The following is a 15,800-nucleotide window of genomic DNA, read 5'->3' on the forward strand; positions in this document are numbered from 1 at the left end:
AAGAATCTATTTTTCAGTAAAATACGGACGGTGAATGCGAATGGAAATCAATACGAATCAACTTACAAACCCTTTAGGCATGCTAGGTTCTGCTCCAGAAGCAGGAAATGTGGAAGAAAATACAGGCTTCGGCGGAAAGTCTTTTCAGCAGCTGCTTTTAGAACGAATCCGGGAGGCAGAAGAACGAACAGCACAGGATTTTGGATCGAATATTCAAAATCCTGAAGTTGTTTCTTCTCCTATGGCACAAATGGCTTCTTCTGCACAGCCAGCTGCAAGTCAGCCTGTCAGTGGGAAGGCATCAAATTATCAAGGTATCGTTCAGGAAATGGCAAACAAATATAATGTAAGTGAACGATTAATCAATGCTGTTATTCAGCAGGAATCTAATTTTAATCCGAACGCCAGAAGCCATGCCGGCGCGCAAGGTTTAATGCAATTAATGCCGGGAACAGCTTCAGGTTTAGGTGTTACGAATTCGTATGATCCCCGCCAAAATATTGAAGGCGGCACAAAATACTTAAGTCAGATGCTTAACCGGTATAACGGAAATATAGAATTAGCTTTGGCTGCGTATAACGCCGGACCGGGCAACGTAGATAAACATCAGGGTATTCCGCCGTTTAAGGAAACAACAGCTTATGTATCTAAAGTAATGGGTACATACCGTTCTTAAAAATAGATTTAACGTTAATTTAAGATATATTTCTTAAATTGTACAAAAAAAGATTCGTTTATCAATGGATAGATAAACGAATCTTTTTATTTTATTCATATTCTTTTTCAATGGTTTTTGTACTGCGGACCGTATCGATTTCTCTTACCTGACTTTCAATCTGTTCACGCTGCGGCTCAAGAAATGGCGGCAAGGCTAATTTCTCTCCCACTGTTTCATACGGCTCATCCTCCATAAAACCAGGACCGGCTGTGGCTATTTCAAATAATACCTGCGGCGCAACTGGCGTATATAGGGAACCAAAATAGAAGCGTTCCACAAATCCAGAGGTGTTAAAACCAAATTGTTCTATTCTTTGCTGCCATGTATCTAAATCTTCCCGTTCGTCCACACATAATGCGGCGTGATGCACGGTACCATAGCCCTGTCTTGCAGGAGGCAATTCTTCATTATGCTCTACAATGATTCGGGCGCCGTTTCCTCCTTCGTCCACTTCAAATAGATGGAATGCTCCCTCGTCTGCAATCTCCTTGTACATAAATACTTTTTCCAGCACTTGCTTGAAAAAGTTGAAATCTGCCACACGTACCACAACAGGGCCAAGTCCAGTAATTCCAAATTCTATTGGTATTGGGCCATTTTTCCATGGTGTACCGGATGCTCTTCCATTATTATTCTCATCTGAAACGAGCTGATATTGTTGATCATCAAAATCAGCGAAGGATAATGTTTTTACATCAAATTGCTGTTTGATTCCTGTATGTGCAATTCCCAGGCGATCAAAACGTTTCACCCAGTATTCGAGCGCCGCATCACTTGGAACACGTAAAGATGTTTTATAGATTTCATTTGTTCCATGAGAACCTTTCGGGATACCTGGAAAGTCAAAAAATGTCATATCTGTTCCGGCGCTGCCTTCATCGTCCGCAAAGAATAAGTGATACGTTTGGATATCGTCTTGATTGACTGTTTTCTTTACTAATCGCATACCGAGTACATAAGTGAAAAACTCATAGTTTTTTTCTGCGCTGCTTGTAATTGCTGTAACGTGGTGCATTCCACGGATTGGATTCATTGGAAAAACTCCTTTTATATTTAATTACATATTTTTTAATTAAATATAATTTACCACAGCTTTTTCTATCTGTCAATAACAGGCATTGGAGAACATCCTCATTTATGAAAAAAATCGTGCCTTGTAAATAGATTAAAGACACGATTTTTTCATTATTATTAAGCTTTGATTAGAGCATCTACGGTTTCACGGTCTAATTTCTTTATGACAGCTGTCAGCAATTTCACCGCATTTTCATAGTCATCCCGATGAAGAATCCCTGCATGAGAATGGATATAGCGGGTTGCTACTGTAACAGACAGAGATGGAACACCATTGCCCGTTAAGTGGATGGAGCCTGAATCTGTACCTCCGCCAGACATCGAGGTAAATTGGTAAGGAATATTATTCTCCTCTGCTGTATCCACAACCAAATCACGAAGTCCTTTATGTGAAATCATGGAAGCATCATACAGCACAATTTGCGGTCCTTCGCCAAGCTTGCTGTCCGCTTCTTGTTTCGCAATCCCCGGTGTGTCTCCTGCAATGCCGACGTCGACACCGAAACCAATATCCGGCTGGATCAGATGGGCGGATGTTTTTGCCCCGCGCAGACCGACCTCTTCTTGAATCGTACCGACTCCATAGACGGTATTAGGATGTGCTTCATCTTTTAATGCCCTTAATACATCAATGGCAATTGCTAAACCGATACGGTTGTCCCAAGCTTTTGCCATCAATAATTTTTCATTTTTTAATTGGGTAAATTCAAAATAAGGAACAATCGAATCTCCAGGTTTTACACCGAACGATTCTGCTTCTTCTTTACTAGTAGCACCAATGTCGATAAACATATCTTTTATTTCATATGGTTTCTTTCTGGCTTCCGGACTAAGTACATGCGGAGGCTTGGAACCGATAACCCCTGTCACATCTCCATCCGAACCCATAATCGTTACGCGCTGTGCCAGCATAACCTGATTCCACCAGCCGCCAGCTGTCTGGAAATATAAAAAGCCATTTTCATCAATGCGTGTAACCATCAGGCCAATTTCGTCCAAATGCCCTGCAACCATAATTTTCGGTCCATTTTCATCTCCGGTTTTCACTGCGATGGCACTGCCTAAATTGTCTGTTGTCAGCTCATCCGCAAAGGGCTTGATATAGCTTTCAAATACGTCACGCACTTCTTTTTCATTTCCTGGTATTCCCTTTGCGTCCGTTAAATCTTTAAGCATTGTTAAGGTGTTGTCTAATTTTGCCATATTCAAAATCTCTCCTTTAAAGAAAATTGGCTTGCCTGGTGTAATAAAACTTCAAATTTCCTTTGTTTTGCATTCATCAACAACAAATACAACACGAGGACTCGCCGCTTTCAATCATTTGCTATAAGCTTACTCTTCCCCAACGTATGGAAAAGATTTAATAACCTTGATCCTGACGCTCATAATTAATTTTATTTTTCTCCCAATAAGCCTGCTGGATATCCTCATCCGTAAACCCAAGCTGATTTCCTAATCGCAGACTCCAGCTGAACAGCTGCTGATAATTTTCATTTACCGGGTTTTCCCGGTAGGTAATCGCCTTCTCATATACGTGATAAAAACATTCTGATTCGGTAATGTCCTCTTCCAATTGTGTTTTATCCGCTGGTTGATAAATAAGATCCTTTTCTATACCAATGGACATTAAAAAATGCAGAACATCTACGTATTCTTCTAAAATAACCTGCCCGCTATTTCTTGGTTTGGTACTCCAAAATTTAAAGCATCTTGTCTCATTTGCAAGCTCTCCAAGCTCTACCAGCAAGGCAAGATGCTTTTCACGAAATAAATTTACATTTGACAAATCATGATTATTTTCAATATATGTATCTAGTTGCTTCTGCATATCAAATAGCTGATTCCAATCCAACGTAACGCCTCCTCTTCCATGTTCTCTTCCATTTTATCACAGACCTTTTAGAAAATCTTTTTATTCCCATTGACCATCTTGATTTGAACGGCTTTCCAAATTTGTCAAAACCAGTTCCAATCCGATTGTAAAGCTTTTTTCCAGCTCCTGCGGAAGCCCAAATCCTTCATTTATCTCTAACAGCGTAAACCCATGCAGATAGCTTCGTAATACCCGAATAAAATGAATCGCTTCCTCTTCGGATAACGTATATTTTTGCAGTATTTTTAGAAAGATAGCTACAATCTGCTCAGATATTTGTTTCGTTTCCTCGCTATTCCAAACATTCACTTTTTGCGCTAATTCATATTGTCCCGGATTGTTTTTTGCAAAATTTCGATACTCCTGCGCAATCGCCCACAGCGCTTCTTTCTTTTCCAATCCAATACTGGCTGTGAGTAGTTTCTCATACAAATTCCGCATACTCCTATTAGCTGCTATATCTAATAGGTCTTCTAAATTTTCCACATGATTATATAGGGATGGCGGCTTGATGCCTAATTGTATGGCTGTATTTTTTATGGTTACACCGGCTATTCCCTTCTCTTCCACAATTTCTAGCGTTGCATCAATGATTCTTTCCTGGGTTATCTTTTTTCTCATTTTTCCATGCCTCTTTCTGCAACTTTTATCGCTTTTTTCATCTGCTCCTTTGGATAGACGAGCATATTACCATGTCCTACTGCAAGTAATTCGGGATTTAAATCCAGTAATTTTTTTGCACTCTCTACAGCCATTTTCCTGTCCCAAGTTGCTATTTTAGGAAAAGGAAACTGCCACTTTAAGACCCCGGAAACAGCAAGGCCTCCCCTTGTTTGGAATGCATCTCCGGCAATAAGCATTCGATGCTGCGGTTCAAAAAAAGATACAGCTCCCGGAGTGTGCCCCGGACTCGAAATTACCTCCAAAGAATCAATGAATTCTCCGCTTTTAAAAGTAAAATCAATCGGGATAATGTTTTTAGGAAAGCCTCCCTTTACAGGTTTATCCGGCTCGTCTTCCTGCAAGCGAAAATCTTTTTTTAATAAATAACTGTCTCTTTTTGAAATTCCCACCAGTACTTCAGGAAAGACTTTTTTAAAATAGGGTATCCCGTTTACATGATCTCCGTGTGCATGGGTCAAAATTAATGTATTCAATGGCTTTCCAGTTTGATGAACCATTTCTTTTACCGTATCAGCAAACTTCCCCACTCCCATATCGATACAGATTAAATCTGCTTCCTGCTCTACAACAAAGCAGTTAATTGGAAAAAGATACGGCAGAAAAGTAATTTGATATAAATTATGATATCGTTTAATTATCATTTAATCACCTCAACTAATGTTATTAACATTATAACTAATCGAATTAGTTTAAGTCAATAAAATAATATAAGGATTTAAAATCAGAGAAGATCCCAGTATGACAATCAGGAAAGGCAGGAAATATTAAATTTCAACATTTTTTTAATAAAATAATATTTCTCTGAAACTTTTTTGAATCTCATCCGTATGAAGGGGTAACAGGACGTTCTAAGGAGTAGATAATTATGGCCATCATTCTCTTTCGAATATTATTAGTGATTGCAATTGCACTATTAATTTATACATGGATTCAATACTTAAAAAATCCTGAGCGAAAGCTGCGTCTTTCTCGGGAAAATCAGGGTTTTTATTTATTAGATGAACAAAATAACAATAAGAAAAATTTCCAATTAACTTATAAAGGCTGCCTTTTTATCGGTGAAAAATACTTAGGGACCACCGAAGATGCTTTTGAAGTCGTGGATATTCATGTTACCGTTAAAAATCCATTAGAGCTTCGGGGATTGACGAGAGAGGATTTGTATTTTCTGGAGCAAGAAATATTAATTCACTATCCGCACGCTTCCATTACGTGGAAGCATCCGATTAATGAGTTGATTATAACGGAGATTACAAAAGACTAACCAGCCCGGACAGGACTGGTTATTTTTCTATACAAAAGGAGCTTCTTTGTCGGTAAAACGGTAAAAATAAGGGATAATTAACATAAAAATAAGGAATAAACAAAAGCTTACTGGAATAATAATCACCCAAGAAAAGTTCCATACATTCATGATGAAAATAACAATCATTAGAATCGGACTGAAAAGTAATGTATTAAACCGGCTTTCTTTTGTTAAAAATTGCTTCTTTTTACAGCTTGGACAGCGCATTCTCCAGCTCCAGACAAGCTCACGAAGTTTAAATTCATGCTCACAATTCCAGCACGACGGGAGTTCTATATCATACATCACCTCTTTTAACCCCTTTTTCTTACTTTTATTTTAAAACAACCAGCTCTTATGCTCAAGAGCTGGTTGTTTTACTTGGTGTAAGAGGTTTTGTTAATCCATGATGCCGATGCTCCGTACCAGACGTTGGCGAAGCAAAAAACTCCTGCCATTTAATAATAATCTCTTTTCTCCTTAACAGGTACAGGGATGGGAGTAAGGCGATGATAAATGCAGCGATATATACCGGAGAAAGCTGAGAGATCCAACCGCCGATGCTTGTGTAGACAATTGCCAGAGGTATGTTTGAGATAAAGGAAGATTTTATATATCCTTTAAAGGTTTGATTCGTTTCAATCAAGCATAAAGATAATAAGTGAAAATGAATAAATGGAACAAGGCGTAACAGCGTAATCTGAGCGGTTGTCATTTCTGTATGCTTGCCAAGTAACCGCTGCTTCAAAATAATGAGTTTATCAATAGATTTCGGCATCCAGCCTGCCATGATATAAAAAAGCAAACTCGCCATTGTTATCCCGATAATAGAATAAACACTTCCTGCAATTGGACCAAATAAGATACCGCCAGAAATACAAATAAACACAACTGGTAAGAATAACATGGGCCGAATGAGATGAAGAATAATAAACAGCAGCGGAGAAAGCACGCCTCCCATCTCAACAATCACCAGCAAATAATTCCCAACGTATTCCATGGCTACCCCTCCTCTGAGGAAGCTGGTTTAATTTCTATTTATATATATGTTTCAAGACGAGCTGTGTATGATAAAAGAATTACGCTGGTTTTTCTATTAAAAAAATGCTCCATTAAAATGAAGCACTCCCCCCCTAGAAATAGACAGTCAGGCTAATAAAGCTGATTATATTAATCGCGATAAATACCGGAATACCAATAGTAAAGCTCTTATGCTTTGTTTTATGCCGGAAAGTCTGCATGCCAATATATACACCGGCACTTCCTCCTAAAATAGCCAGCAGCCAAAAGGTCCGTTCAGGAATTCGATATGCTCGCTGCTTTGCCTTTTGTTTATCTTTAAACATCAAATAAAACCCAATCGTATTCGCAATAAGTATATATAGAAGCCATGATGATATGTTTTCCATTTCTTCCTCCTGTTTTCATGAATGATACCTTTTCATCATAAAGAAAGTCTCTGTTTCCTGCAACACTGAGCGCCTTGGTTCGAAAGATAAAAAAAGATCGCTATCCAATTTGGATGCGATCTCTCATTCTTCCTATTATTTTAAAGCTTCTTTTGCTTGAGATACTAATTGAGAAAATGCTTGTTCGTCATTAATAGCTAAATCAGATAGCATTTTACGATTAATATCGATACCAGCAAGCTTCAAACCGTGCATTAATTTGCTGTAGCTCATATCGTTTAAACGAGCAGCAGCGTTAATACGAGAAATCCAAAGTTTACGGAAATCACGTTTTTTCTGTCTGCGGTCACGATAAGCATATTGACCTGATTTGATAACCTGTTGTTTTGCTGTTTTAAATAGAGTTCGTTTCGAACCGTAATAACCTTTTGCTAATTTTAAGACGCGTTTACGACGACGACGCGTAACTGTTCCACCTTTAACACGTGGCATAAGAAATCCCTCCTGTATTCAATTACATATCTAAATTTATTATTTTGGCAGCATTTGTTTAATGCGTTGATAGTCCCCAGAAGAAACTAAAGTACTCTTACGTAATTTACGTTTTTGCTTCTGAGATTTGTGTGCAAACATATGGCTAGTGTATGCATGAGATCTTTTTACTTTTCCAGATCCAGTTTTTTTGAAACGTTTTGCTGAACCTTTATGAGTTTTCATTTTAGGCATGATTTTTTCCTCCAGTCATTGCAATAAAAAGCTTATTTTTTTTCATTCAATGGAGCGACCATCATAAACATATTACGGCCTTCCATTTTCGGTTTTGTTTCTACTGTTCCGAGATCCTTCACTTCTTCAGCGAAACGGTCCAGTACTTCTTTCCCTAGTTCTTTATGGGTAATCGCACGACCGCGGAAACGAACCGCAGCTTTAACTTTATCCCCTTTTTCCAAGAACTTACGTGCATTTTTAAGCTTCGTTTCAAAGTCATGGTCACCAATTCCAGGAGTAAAACGCACTTCCTTCACATTAATAACCTTTTGCTTCTTGCGAGCTTCCTTCTCTTTCTTCTGCTGCTCAAAACGATACTTCCCGAAATCCATAATACGACATACCGGTGGTTTTGCGTTTGGAGCAACTAATACTAGATCAAGGTTTCGTTTCTGAGCAATATCTAATGCTTCGTTACGAGATTTTACTCCAAGCTGATCCCCATTTGAATCAATGAGACGAACTTCTCTTGCACGAATTTTTTCGTTAACATTCATATCCTTGCTAATAGCCAGCCACCTCCGAAATTTTGTTACTGATCTATCTGGACAAGTCATTTCAATACATAAAAAAAGTGTCGGTACATACTTGCACCCACACATCTCCTCATTCGTAAACATGAATCGTGATGAACCAGTCAACTATCCTCCAGGGACGTCAAACAGGTGAGAAGCGGGTGCTTCTGCTTGTCGTTAGATCATATCATTAACTTTTATAATATAGCATTTTATCGTTTTTTTGTCAAGGACTGTATCCTTTTGTTTTAAACAACTATTGAATCATAGCACGGTTATTTTGAAGTGTCAATGTTTTTAGCAAAATAGAAGTAAGACGGTTAACGTGGAAATGCTCTCTCACAAGAAAAACCAAGAATACCGCTTGGTCTTTAAAACATCGTTGTCCTCGCCGAAGCGATCTCCGCTTATACTTTCTTATTCCACAAAAAAGCTATTTTCATATTAAATATGAAAATAGCTTTTCCCTTTTAAAAATCATGATTACTGCTTATTTCTTCTGATTAATTTCTTCCTTGATAAAATCAACAAATTGATCAAACGGAAGTGTTTCTGTGTCTTGTTCACCGTAACGGCGATAGTTCACACTGTTTGCTTCCAATTCCTTATCTCCCAGAACAAGGGCAAATGGAACTTTTTGTGTCTGTGCTTCACGTATTTTATAGCCCAGCTTCTCATCACGGCTGTCTAATTCAACACGGACACCTTCCTGGCGTAATTTATCCTCCACCTCTTTAGCGAAATCAAGATGCGCCTGCAAAGATACCGGAATGATTTTTGCTTGTACGGGAGCAAGCCAAGTAGGAAAAGCCCCTTTGTACTCTTCAATAAGAAATGCAACAAAGCGTTCCATCGTAGAAACAACACCACGGTGAATAACAACGGGACGATGTTCTTTTCCGTCTTCTCCGATATACGTTAAGTCAAAACGTTCTGGCAAGTGAAAGTCCAATTGCACTGTAGATAATGTTTCATCTTTTCCTAATGCTGTTTTCACCTGCACATCCAGCTTCGGACCATAGAAAGCAGCTTCTCCTTCTGCTTCTACATATTCCAAGTTCATATCTTCCATGGTTTCCTTCAGCATTGCCTGCGCTTTATCCCACATGGCATCATTATCTACATATTTTTCCTTATCTTCTGGGTCACGATAGGAAAGACGGAAATAATAGTCATCGATTCCAAAGTCTTTGTAAACACGCTGAACCAGTTCTACCACGCGGATAAATTCTTCTTTTAACTGATCCGGGCGAGCAAAAATATGCGCATCATTTAATGTCATTGCACGGACACGCTGCAGACCGGCAAGCGCCCCGCTCATCTCATGACGATGCATGGTTCCTAACTCTGCTATACGGACAGGCAGGTTACGGTAGCTCCATAGTTGATTTTTGAAAACCATCATATGATGCGGACAGTTCATTGGACGCAATACAAGCTCTTCATTATCCATTTCCATAGTCGGGAACATATCCTCCTGATAATGGTCCCAATGTCCGCTTGTTTTATACAACTCTACATTACCAAGAACAGGTGTATACACATGGTCATAACCTAAGCGTTCTTCTAAATCAACGATATAACGCTCCACGTTACGACGAATAGTTGCTCCTTTTGGCAGCCATAATGGCAGACCCTGTCCTACTTTTTGCGACACGGTGAAAATACCAAGCTCTTTCCCAAGCTTCCGATGATCTCTTTCTTTACGCTCTTCCAAAATTTGCAGATATTCCTCTAATTGTGATTTTTTCTCAAATTCGGTTCCATAAATACGTTGCAGCTGTTTATTATTACTGTCTCCACGCCAATAAGCGCCAGAAATACTTAATAATTTAAATGCTTTGATTTTACTGGTAGAAGGAACATGCACTCCTCTGCATAAATCAAAGAACTCCCCTTGTTCGTATATGGTTACTGTTTCATCTTCAGGGATTGCATCCAGCAATTCTAATTTTAAGTCATCACCAATTTCTGCAAAGCGGGCTTTTGCTTCATCACGAGATACTTCTACACGAGTTATTTCTAAGTTCTCGTCCACGATCCGTTTCATTTCTTTTTCTATTTTCGGAAGGTCTTCCGGAGTTAAGGTATGCTCCATATCAATATCATAGTAGAAGCCTTCCTCAATCACTGGACCGACACCTAATTGCACATTAGGGTACAAGCGTTTTACAGCTTGCGCTAATAAATGGGCTGTAGAGTGACGTGCTATTTCCAAGCCTTCTTGGTCACGATACGTAATAATTTCAATTTTTCCGCCCTTTGGAAGAGGACGGCGTAAATCTACAGGCTCTCCATCCAATTTAACTGCAAGTGCCTGCTTTTTTAAACCTGAAGAAATAGAAGCAGCAATATCTTCTCCTGTTGTTCCCTCCGGAAAGGCTTTTTCAGCTCCATCTGGAAAAATAATTGTTAAATCAGCCATGTTCATCGAACTCCTTTATCAAATGTAAAAAAACGCTCTATCTCTTTGCGCTATGCAAAGGGACGAGCGTTTTATGCCGTGGTTCCACCCAAATTCCTGAAGATAAACGAATCCTCTTATCCTCAGCTTCATTGATCTTTAACGCAGATAGGACGTTACTGCCTACTTTCAATCGTTTCAGCAGCAATGCTCCGAGGCGGTAATTATTTCTTCACGAAAGGAAGCTTGCAGCCAAATGACTTCCCTCTCTGAGTACGTAATCAGGAAATAATGTTGTCCTCATCTCAGCAGCTTATTTTCAAACTCTATTCGTATTATATTCCTTTCAGGTTTGAAAAGCAAGTCCAATGGATTATTCTCCGCGAGACAGGATAGAAGTTCCTTCCGTTTCAAATTCCACCCTTTCTTGAAAGATATTTGTTATTGTCATGATTTTCGGATCGTCCGGATCATTTCCATACACTTTTATTTTTGCTGGCGACATGGCAATAAGCGGACTTAAATTAAATTCATTTTCATGCAGGCCCAATGCATATAACGGTGCTTGAAACATCCACATACGCAGCATATCTTTAGAAATTACTTCTCCTTTATCATTATAAAAAATAAAATTCTCTCCCTGTTCGATATAAACCAAATCAACACAGGGATCTTTTTTCTCGATATAATGACGGAGCATATCTATAAATGCCTGATGATCCTCTTCCCGTTTAAATTCTTCAATTGCTTTCCCGACACATTCGTGGACAAATTCTAAAAAGGAAGCAAGCCGAAAATGCAATATTGCACTAAAATGAATGCTTTTATGTTCTTTTAAATGACGAAAAAAAATATCCTGCAAAAGCTTTATAGTATTCACATGTTCTCGCAAATACTGATTGTCTGAATCTGTTTCAAACAAAATCCACATAGAAAAATCATAAATACGGTTGATTTCATCCGGATCTGAAAAATAATAATTATCGGTAATCTTACCAATAATGATGTCAGAAAGATGCTCTTCTATAAAAACCTCTGCCATCACGGAGCTTATCACATGGATGAACTCCTTCTCTGCTAAATCACCTTCCAGCCTTAATCTGCTGCTCCAGGCATTTGTTTGTTGATGTACTCTGATCTGCTTTTTATATGGAGTCAACTGATTACGAAAAACCGTTACTTCTTTATCCGATTCAAAATACAGTTCCAACAATACATATCACCCTCATCCACTTACAAACTGTTACAATTATATGGACAAGGTTATATAAAAATGCGTAAACTAGTCAGACTAGCAAATGAAAGTCATGTAGTATAAGAAAAGTTGAAACCAAACCATGTTTGATAACCCTGCCAGTCAGCAAGTTTTCTTTAAAGGAAATGAGCTTGGGGGCTGCGGAAAACGGTGTATATTTCTGGGGTTCAGGATTACCAATGTTGTCAGGTTAGTGCGGCCGCTACGGAAAAACACTACGCTTTCCCATAGGAGTCTACGTGTTTTTCCTCCGCTAGACAGGTTTTATTACTATCTATATCAAATTTAATAAAATTCATTAACCTGACAATATTGTTAGGTTTACTCCCCCATGAAACCCTCTAGCTTTTTACCTACGTTTCCTGTTCATAAAAAAAGATTTCCGTATCTGAGCGGAAATCTTTTTTATGAAGGCAGATTGTGAATCATGTGTGTTCAAATCGTTATTCGTCTCTTCTATTTTTACCGGACATTTTTACCACACTGCTAACCTGCTTAATCCGTTCAATAATCCGGCCGGCTTTCACTTCTTCCACACCGTTTCTGGTGCTTGCCAATTCTTTCTCCAGTTCATTCAAATCAAAATTGGAGGAGAAAAAGACAGGCAATCCTTCCATCATCCGGTATTGCAGTACGGAGCCCAACACTTCATCCCGAAACCAGGCAGATTGCAATTCCGCTCCAATATCATCTAACATTAACACATCCGCTTTCTTAAAGAAATCTATCTTTTCGTTAAATGAATCATCTTTAAAGGAACCTTTTATTTCCCGGACAAACTCTGGCATGTAAATCAAGGTAGTAGAGTAATTTCTCTTTTTCAGCTCATTTGCTATCGCGCCGAGCAAATAGGTTTTTCCAATTCCAAATGATCCATGAAGATACAATCCTTTTTTCGGCAGCCCGCTTTTTGCTTCTTCTAAAAAGCTGATAATCTCACCAATAGCTGAAATTCTTGACTTATCTTGGATCACTTCTGACATTTTTGCTTCTAAAATCTCCTTCGGCATATAAAGGCTCTGAAAAAGCTTCTGTTGTGCTTCCTGTTCCTCAACCTGAATACGTGAATGACATTTTTCATAGCTCAGTCTAATTTCATTTTTATCCATACTTAATACCGGAGAGTAACCCTGCATCAAATTCTGGCACTCTCCGAAAGATGCACAACGGTCACATTGTTTCGATTGTGATTTATATTCATAGAGCCGCATTAAATTCTTTTCAATATCGTGGTCAGTCAGTTCCGGATGGTCACGCAAAAATGCTTTAACAGAGGGATCACTTAGAATTTCATTTTTTATTCTAGTGTAATTGGTTTTGAAGTTCTCATTTTTGTCCATCCATGCTTTTAATTCGGATTGTATCGGTTTCACCTATTATCCCTCCTTTTCATCTCAGCTTTCATTTAAATATTTTTGCAGCTTAGCTTCAATTTCCTGCTGCTCTTGTTCGCTTATATTGCTGTCTGTTGTATTTTTTGATGGTGTCTTTTTCCGGTTATTAAACCAGTCCGGAACAACTTCTTTTTTATAGTTGTTATTATAATTATAATTATTACTTTTCCTTGGTTTACTTTTGGATGATTTATATTTTTCCTGTTCTTGTTTAGCAAAGTTCATGGCATCTTTTGCTGTTTTCAATCCAACTCTTGACCAATGGCCCGCAATGGTTTCCATATACGCTTTAGACAGCTTCATATTGGATTGCAGCAGAACATAATGAATCAGTACATTCATGACAGGAGCTGGCAGCCCCTGTTTAGTCATCACTTCCCGGACTACTTTAATATCCTGCTCCGAAGCATGGTTTCCGTCAGATAAATCCTCCAATAACTGCTTTGGTGATATGTTCTCCAGCTCGTGAATCAGCTGCTCTTCTTTTGTCGCAGGCTGCTTCATAGAAACTTGTGTATCAACAGCTGCCATTTTTTCGTTTAAACGGATAGCCTGTCCATTATTACGGGAGATAAACATATCATGGCAAGCAGATTTAAATTCTTCCTGATTCAATTGGTTATCTTCATCAAGTGCCCATAAAAGTGCTTTTTCTATTTCTATACTTTCTGCATCATATAATACCTTCATCTGATAAATGAGTTTTTTATTTACAGAATGTAAAACTTTTTCAGCCGGAATAAACCGCTGACGAAGCGACTGTTCTATCCATGAAAAATCCATTAAATCCGTTTCTCTATTTTCTTTTTCATTTTCCATATTCAGAACAGCAGACGAAGAAGGTGTAATCGTATCAAACACTTCATTAAAATCAGCTGTTACCTCTTCCCCATAAGCAATGCTGTCCTTTACATAACGAGCATAAAGCTCATTATATTTCTGTTCTCCTATATGATGTAATAATAGCTGGGACAGCATAGGTTCTCCAAAAAATTGATTGGGGGAATAAGGACGCTGCACACTATAAGTATAATAATCTCTGTTGTCCTCTCTTCGTTTATAGGTCTTTAATAACCCGATAGCTTCCAATTTTATACGTGCACGGTAAATATTATCCAGCGTTAAATTCAAATATGTCATTAATGTATGATGTGTCTGCGCTTTTTGCGCATAATCTACCTCATAAAATAATGTATAGTATAACGAAATTGCCTGAACCCCAATCAACGGCTGATAAAAATGCGTCAATGATGCATTAAAATCAATGAAAGGCTGTTCATCCATAACAACATGGTACCCATCAATAGGAAGGATTTTTCCGATTACATTCATTTCAACCCATCCTTTATTTTATTCTTCCTGTGTTTGTTTATCTGTCTTGATAATTTCTTTCAACTCATCCAAGAAAACAGTTATATCCTTAAATTGACGATAGACAGAAGCAAACCTGACATAAGATACTTCATCCACCTCAGCAAGTCTTTCCATCACCATTTCGCCTACATTATGACTGGAAACCTCTGAGTTCCCTTCATTCCGTAATTTCTTTTCTACATCTAAAGCAATATTTTCTATCGTATCTATCGCCACAGGGCGTTTCTCACAAGCTCTGATAATCCCTCTGGTAAGTTTTTCCCTTGAAAACTCCTGACGCATGCCATCTTTTTTCACAACAATGAGTGGTACTTCTTCAATCCGTTCAAAAGTGGTAAAACGAAATCCGCACTTCTCACATTCCCGGCGTCTGCGTATAGCTGCTCCCTCTTCAATTGGACGAGAATCTAACACTTTCGTATTTTTATTATTGCAGTTAGAACAACGCATTTCGTTCACTCCTTCTTCATTTACCCTTCTATTAATGGTAATTGTTCATTCACATGCTGATACATTCTTTTTATGATTTTATTACTGTAACCAAAATCTATCTGGAGAGGTGTTTCTGTAGTCACTGAAAAGTCAAGCGCTGTATAATACGGCCGGACCATAATGACTGTAGCAATAATGAAAACTTTTTTACCTCGTTTACTGACAGCACTAATCTCCCCATGCTGCTCCGAGCTGGCATGAATCGAAAAGTCAGAGCTTCCATTAAAATACGTCTCTAGTTCCTGAATAACAGTATTCTTACTCGCTTTATAATATCTGGTTTTTAAGCTTGCATCTATATGATGATCACTTGTTTCTGCATGATTACTAAAAAAACGTTTCATTTTATACCCTATTGACATAAACATACACATCCTATATTTATCGCTATAAAAAACTATTCTACAAGCATCTCTTTTCTCTGTAAACAGCATTGCAGCGTATTTATTCTACCGTATCTTCCAATTCTTTTAAACATATAAATACATACATATATGTATATATTATTTTAACATGATTTGTACATTTAAACTACTTTACCAAAATAGAGTAAAC

General features: G+C 38.2%; 19 protein-coding genes and 1 other annotated feature. Of the genes, 2 read left to right on the forward strand and 17 right to left on the reverse strand.

Annotated features, from left to right (window positions below; translation table 11 throughout):
• The first annotated feature begins 40 nt into the window (after positions 1-40).
• Positions 41-676 carry a lytic transglycosylase domain-containing protein gene (locus tag MKY45_RS13455; RefSeq protein ID WP_226895115.1) on the forward strand — a complete coding sequence of 212 codons (636 nt, stop codon included), beginning with the start codon at positions 41-43 and terminating at the stop codon, positions 674-676.
• Positions 677-767: 91 nt separating this feature from the next.
• On the opposite strand, the gene MKY45_RS13460 is transcribed toward MKY45_RS13455, so the two are convergent.
• The 5 genes from MKY45_RS13460 to MKY45_RS13480 all read right to left on the reverse strand — a co-directional run bounded on the left by MKY45_RS13460 (position 768) and on the right by MKY45_RS13480 (position 4,990).
• Complete coding sequence (locus MKY45_RS13460; protein ID WP_042534480.1) at positions 768-1,751, reverse strand: ring-cleaving dioxygenase; 984 nt, start codon at positions 1,749-1,751, stop codon at positions 768-770.
• 158 nt (positions 1,752-1,909) lie between these two features.
• Positions 1,910-2,995, reverse strand: coding sequence for a M42 family metallopeptidase (locus tag MKY45_RS13465; protein WP_193064813.1), 1,086 nt, complete (start codon positions 2,993-2,995; stop codon positions 1,910-1,912).
• 157 nt (positions 2,996-3,152) lie between these two features.
• On the reverse strand, positions 3,153-3,644 hold the full coding sequence (locus MKY45_RS13470; RefSeq protein ID WP_042534483.1) for a dUTP diphosphatase: 492 nt from the start codon (positions 3,642-3,644) through the stop codon (positions 3,153-3,155).
• Positions 3,645-3,704: 60 nt separating this feature from the next.
• Positions 3,705-4,286, reverse strand: a complete 582-nt coding sequence (locus tag MKY45_RS13475; protein WP_042534485.1) for a TetR/AcrR family transcriptional regulator — start codon at positions 4,284-4,286, stop codon at positions 3,705-3,707.
• On the reverse strand, positions 4,283-4,990 hold the full coding sequence (locus tag MKY45_RS13480; protein WP_341173013.1) for an MBL fold metallo-hydrolase: 708 nt from the start codon (positions 4,988-4,990) through the stop codon (positions 4,283-4,285). Before MKY45_RS13480 ends, MKY45_RS13475 begins: the two co-directional genes overlap by 4 nt.
• A 224-nt stretch (positions 4,991-5,214) precedes the next feature.
• On the opposite strand from MKY45_RS13480, the gene MKY45_RS13485 reads away from it, so the two are divergent.
• Complete coding sequence (locus MKY45_RS13485) at positions 5,215-5,613, forward strand: sigma-w pathway protein ysdB (protein ID WP_193064816.1); 399 nt, start codon at positions 5,215-5,217, stop codon at positions 5,611-5,613.
• Between the two features lie 27 nt (positions 5,614-5,640).
• On the opposite strand, the gene MKY45_RS13490 is transcribed toward MKY45_RS13485, so the two are convergent.
• The 12 genes from MKY45_RS13490 to MKY45_RS13545 form a co-directional block, all read right to left on the reverse strand.
• Positions 5,641-5,940, reverse strand: a complete 300-nt coding sequence (locus tag MKY45_RS13490) for a TIGR04104 family putative zinc finger protein (protein ID WP_052485083.1) — start codon at positions 5,938-5,940, stop codon at positions 5,641-5,643.
• Between the two features lie 55 nt (positions 5,941-5,995).
• On the reverse strand, positions 5,996-6,634 hold the full coding sequence (locus MKY45_RS13495; RefSeq protein ID WP_341173014.1) for a TVP38/TMEM64 family protein: 639 nt from the start codon (positions 6,632-6,634) through the stop codon (positions 5,996-5,998).
• Positions 6,635-6,767: 133 nt separating this feature from the next.
• Positions 6,768-7,043: a DUF1294 domain-containing protein gene (locus MKY45_RS13500; protein WP_341173015.1), complete on the reverse strand. Its 276-nt coding sequence runs from the start codon at positions 7,041-7,043 to the stop codon at positions 6,768-6,770.
• 135 nt (positions 7,044-7,178) lie between these two features.
• Entirely contained in the window at positions 7,179-7,535 is a 357-nt protein-coding gene (rplT, locus tag MKY45_RS13505; protein WP_042534495.1) for a 50S ribosomal protein L20, read from the reverse strand.
• Positions 7,536-7,574: 39 nt separating this feature from the next.
• On the reverse strand, positions 7,575-7,769 hold the full coding sequence (rpmI, locus tag MKY45_RS13510) for a 50S ribosomal protein L35 (RefSeq protein ID WP_042534497.1): 195 nt from the start codon (positions 7,767-7,769) through the stop codon (positions 7,575-7,577).
• A gap of 32 nt (positions 7,770-7,801) precedes the next feature.
• Positions 7,802-8,308, reverse strand: coding sequence for a translation initiation factor IF-3 (gene infC / locus MKY45_RS13515; RefSeq protein ID WP_042534499.1), 507 nt, complete (start codon positions 8,306-8,308; stop codon positions 7,802-7,804).
• A 65-nt stretch (positions 8,309-8,373) separates the two neighbouring features.
• Positions 8,374-8,505, reverse strand: a sequence feature (ribosomal protein L20 leader region).
• Positions 8,506-8,816: 311 nt separating this feature from the next.
• Positions 8,817-10,751 (reverse strand): threonine--tRNA ligase, encoded by a 1,935-nt coding sequence (gene thrS, locus MKY45_RS13520; protein WP_042534500.1) that lies wholly within the window; start codon positions 10,749-10,751, stop codon positions 8,817-8,819.
• 352 nt (positions 10,752-11,103) lie between these two features.
• Complete coding sequence (gene ytxC, locus MKY45_RS13525) at positions 11,104-11,943, reverse strand: sporulation protein YtxC (protein ID WP_042534502.1); 840 nt, start codon at positions 11,941-11,943, stop codon at positions 11,104-11,106.
• Positions 11,944-12,428: 485 nt separating this feature from the next.
• A complete protein-coding gene (dnaI, locus tag MKY45_RS13530) occupies positions 12,429-13,358 on the reverse strand; it encodes a primosomal protein DnaI (RefSeq protein ID WP_042534503.1) in 930 nt (309 codons plus the stop codon).
• Positions 13,359-13,379: 21 nt separating this feature from the next.
• Complete coding sequence (locus MKY45_RS13535) at positions 13,380-14,711, reverse strand: replication initiation and membrane attachment family protein (protein ID WP_042534505.1); 1,332 nt, start codon at positions 14,709-14,711, stop codon at positions 13,380-13,382.
• A gap of 18 nt (positions 14,712-14,729) precedes the next feature.
• Positions 14,730-15,203, reverse strand: coding sequence for a transcriptional regulator NrdR (gene nrdR / locus MKY45_RS13540; protein ID WP_042534507.1), 474 nt, complete (start codon positions 15,201-15,203; stop codon positions 14,730-14,732).
• Between the two features lie 20 nt (positions 15,204-15,223).
• The gene (locus tag MKY45_RS13545) at positions 15,224-15,607 is read right to left on the reverse strand and encodes a hypothetical protein (protein WP_042534508.1); all 384 of its coding nucleotides are present in this window, start codon (positions 15,605-15,607) and stop codon (positions 15,224-15,226) included.
• Between the last annotated feature and the right edge of the window lie 193 nt (positions 15,608-15,800).

Source organism: Oceanobacillus sp. FSL K6-0251 (assembly GCF_038004725.1).
GTDB classification, from domain to species: Bacteria; Bacillota; Bacilli; order Bacillales; family Amphibacillaceae; genus Oceanobacillus; species Oceanobacillus oncorhynchi.

Bases quoted from the DNA above. Each gene is read 5' to 3' on its own strand.
- MKY45_RS13455 (WP_226895115.1), top strand. From the start codon at position 41: ATGGAAATCAATACGAATCAACTTACAAACCCTTTAGGCATGCTAGGT.
- MKY45_RS13460 (WP_042534480.1), bottom strand. From the start codon at position 1,751: ATGAATCCAATCCGTGGAATGCACCACGTTACAGCAATTACAAGCAGC.
- MKY45_RS13465 (WP_193064813.1), bottom strand. From the start codon at position 2,995: ATGGCAAAATTAGACAACACCTTAACAATGCTTAAAGATTTAACGGAC.
- MKY45_RS13475 (WP_042534485.1), bottom strand. From the start codon at position 4,286: ATGAGAAAAAAGATAACCCAGGAAAGAATCATTGATGCAACGCTAGAA.
- MKY45_RS13480 (WP_341173013.1), bottom strand. From the start codon at position 4,990: ATGATAATTAAACGATATCATAATTTATATCAAATTACTTTTCTGCCG.
- MKY45_RS13485 (WP_193064816.1), top strand. From the start codon at position 5,215: ATGGCCATCATTCTCTTTCGAATATTATTAGTGATTGCAATTGCACTA.
- MKY45_RS13490 (WP_052485083.1), bottom strand. From the start codon at position 5,940: ATGTATGATATAGAACTCCCGTCGTGCTGGAATTGTGAGCATGAATTT.
- MKY45_RS13495 (WP_341173014.1), bottom strand. From the start codon at position 6,634: ATGGAATACGTTGGGAATTATTTGCTGGTGATTGTTGAGATGGGAGGC.
- MKY45_RS13500 (WP_341173015.1), bottom strand. From the start codon at position 7,043: ATGGAAAACATATCATCATGGCTTCTATATATACTTATTGCGAATACG.
- rplT (WP_042534495.1), bottom strand. From the start codon at position 7,535: ATGCCACGTGTTAAAGGTGGAACAGTTACGCGTCGTCGTCGTAAACGC.
- rpmI (WP_042534497.1), bottom strand. From the start codon at position 7,769: ATGCCTAAAATGAAAACTCATAAAGGTTCAGCAAAACGTTTCAAAAAA.
- infC (WP_042534499.1), bottom strand. From the start codon at position 8,308: ATGAATGTTAACGAAAAAATTCGTGCAAGAGAAGTTCGTCTCATTGAT.
- thrS (WP_042534500.1), bottom strand. From the start codon at position 10,751: ATGGCTGATTTAACAATTATTTTTCCAGATGGAGCTGAAAAAGCCTTT.
- MKY45_RS13535 (WP_042534505.1), bottom strand. From the start codon at position 14,711: ATGAATGTAATCGGAAAAATCCTTCCTATTGATGGGTACCATGTTGTT.
- nrdR (WP_042534507.1), bottom strand. From the start codon at position 15,203: ATGCGTTGTTCTAACTGCAATAATAAAAATACGAAAGTGTTAGATTCT.
- MKY45_RS13545 (WP_042534508.1), bottom strand. From the start codon at position 15,607: ATGTCAATAGGGTATAAAATGAAACGTTTTTTTAGTAATCATGCAGAA.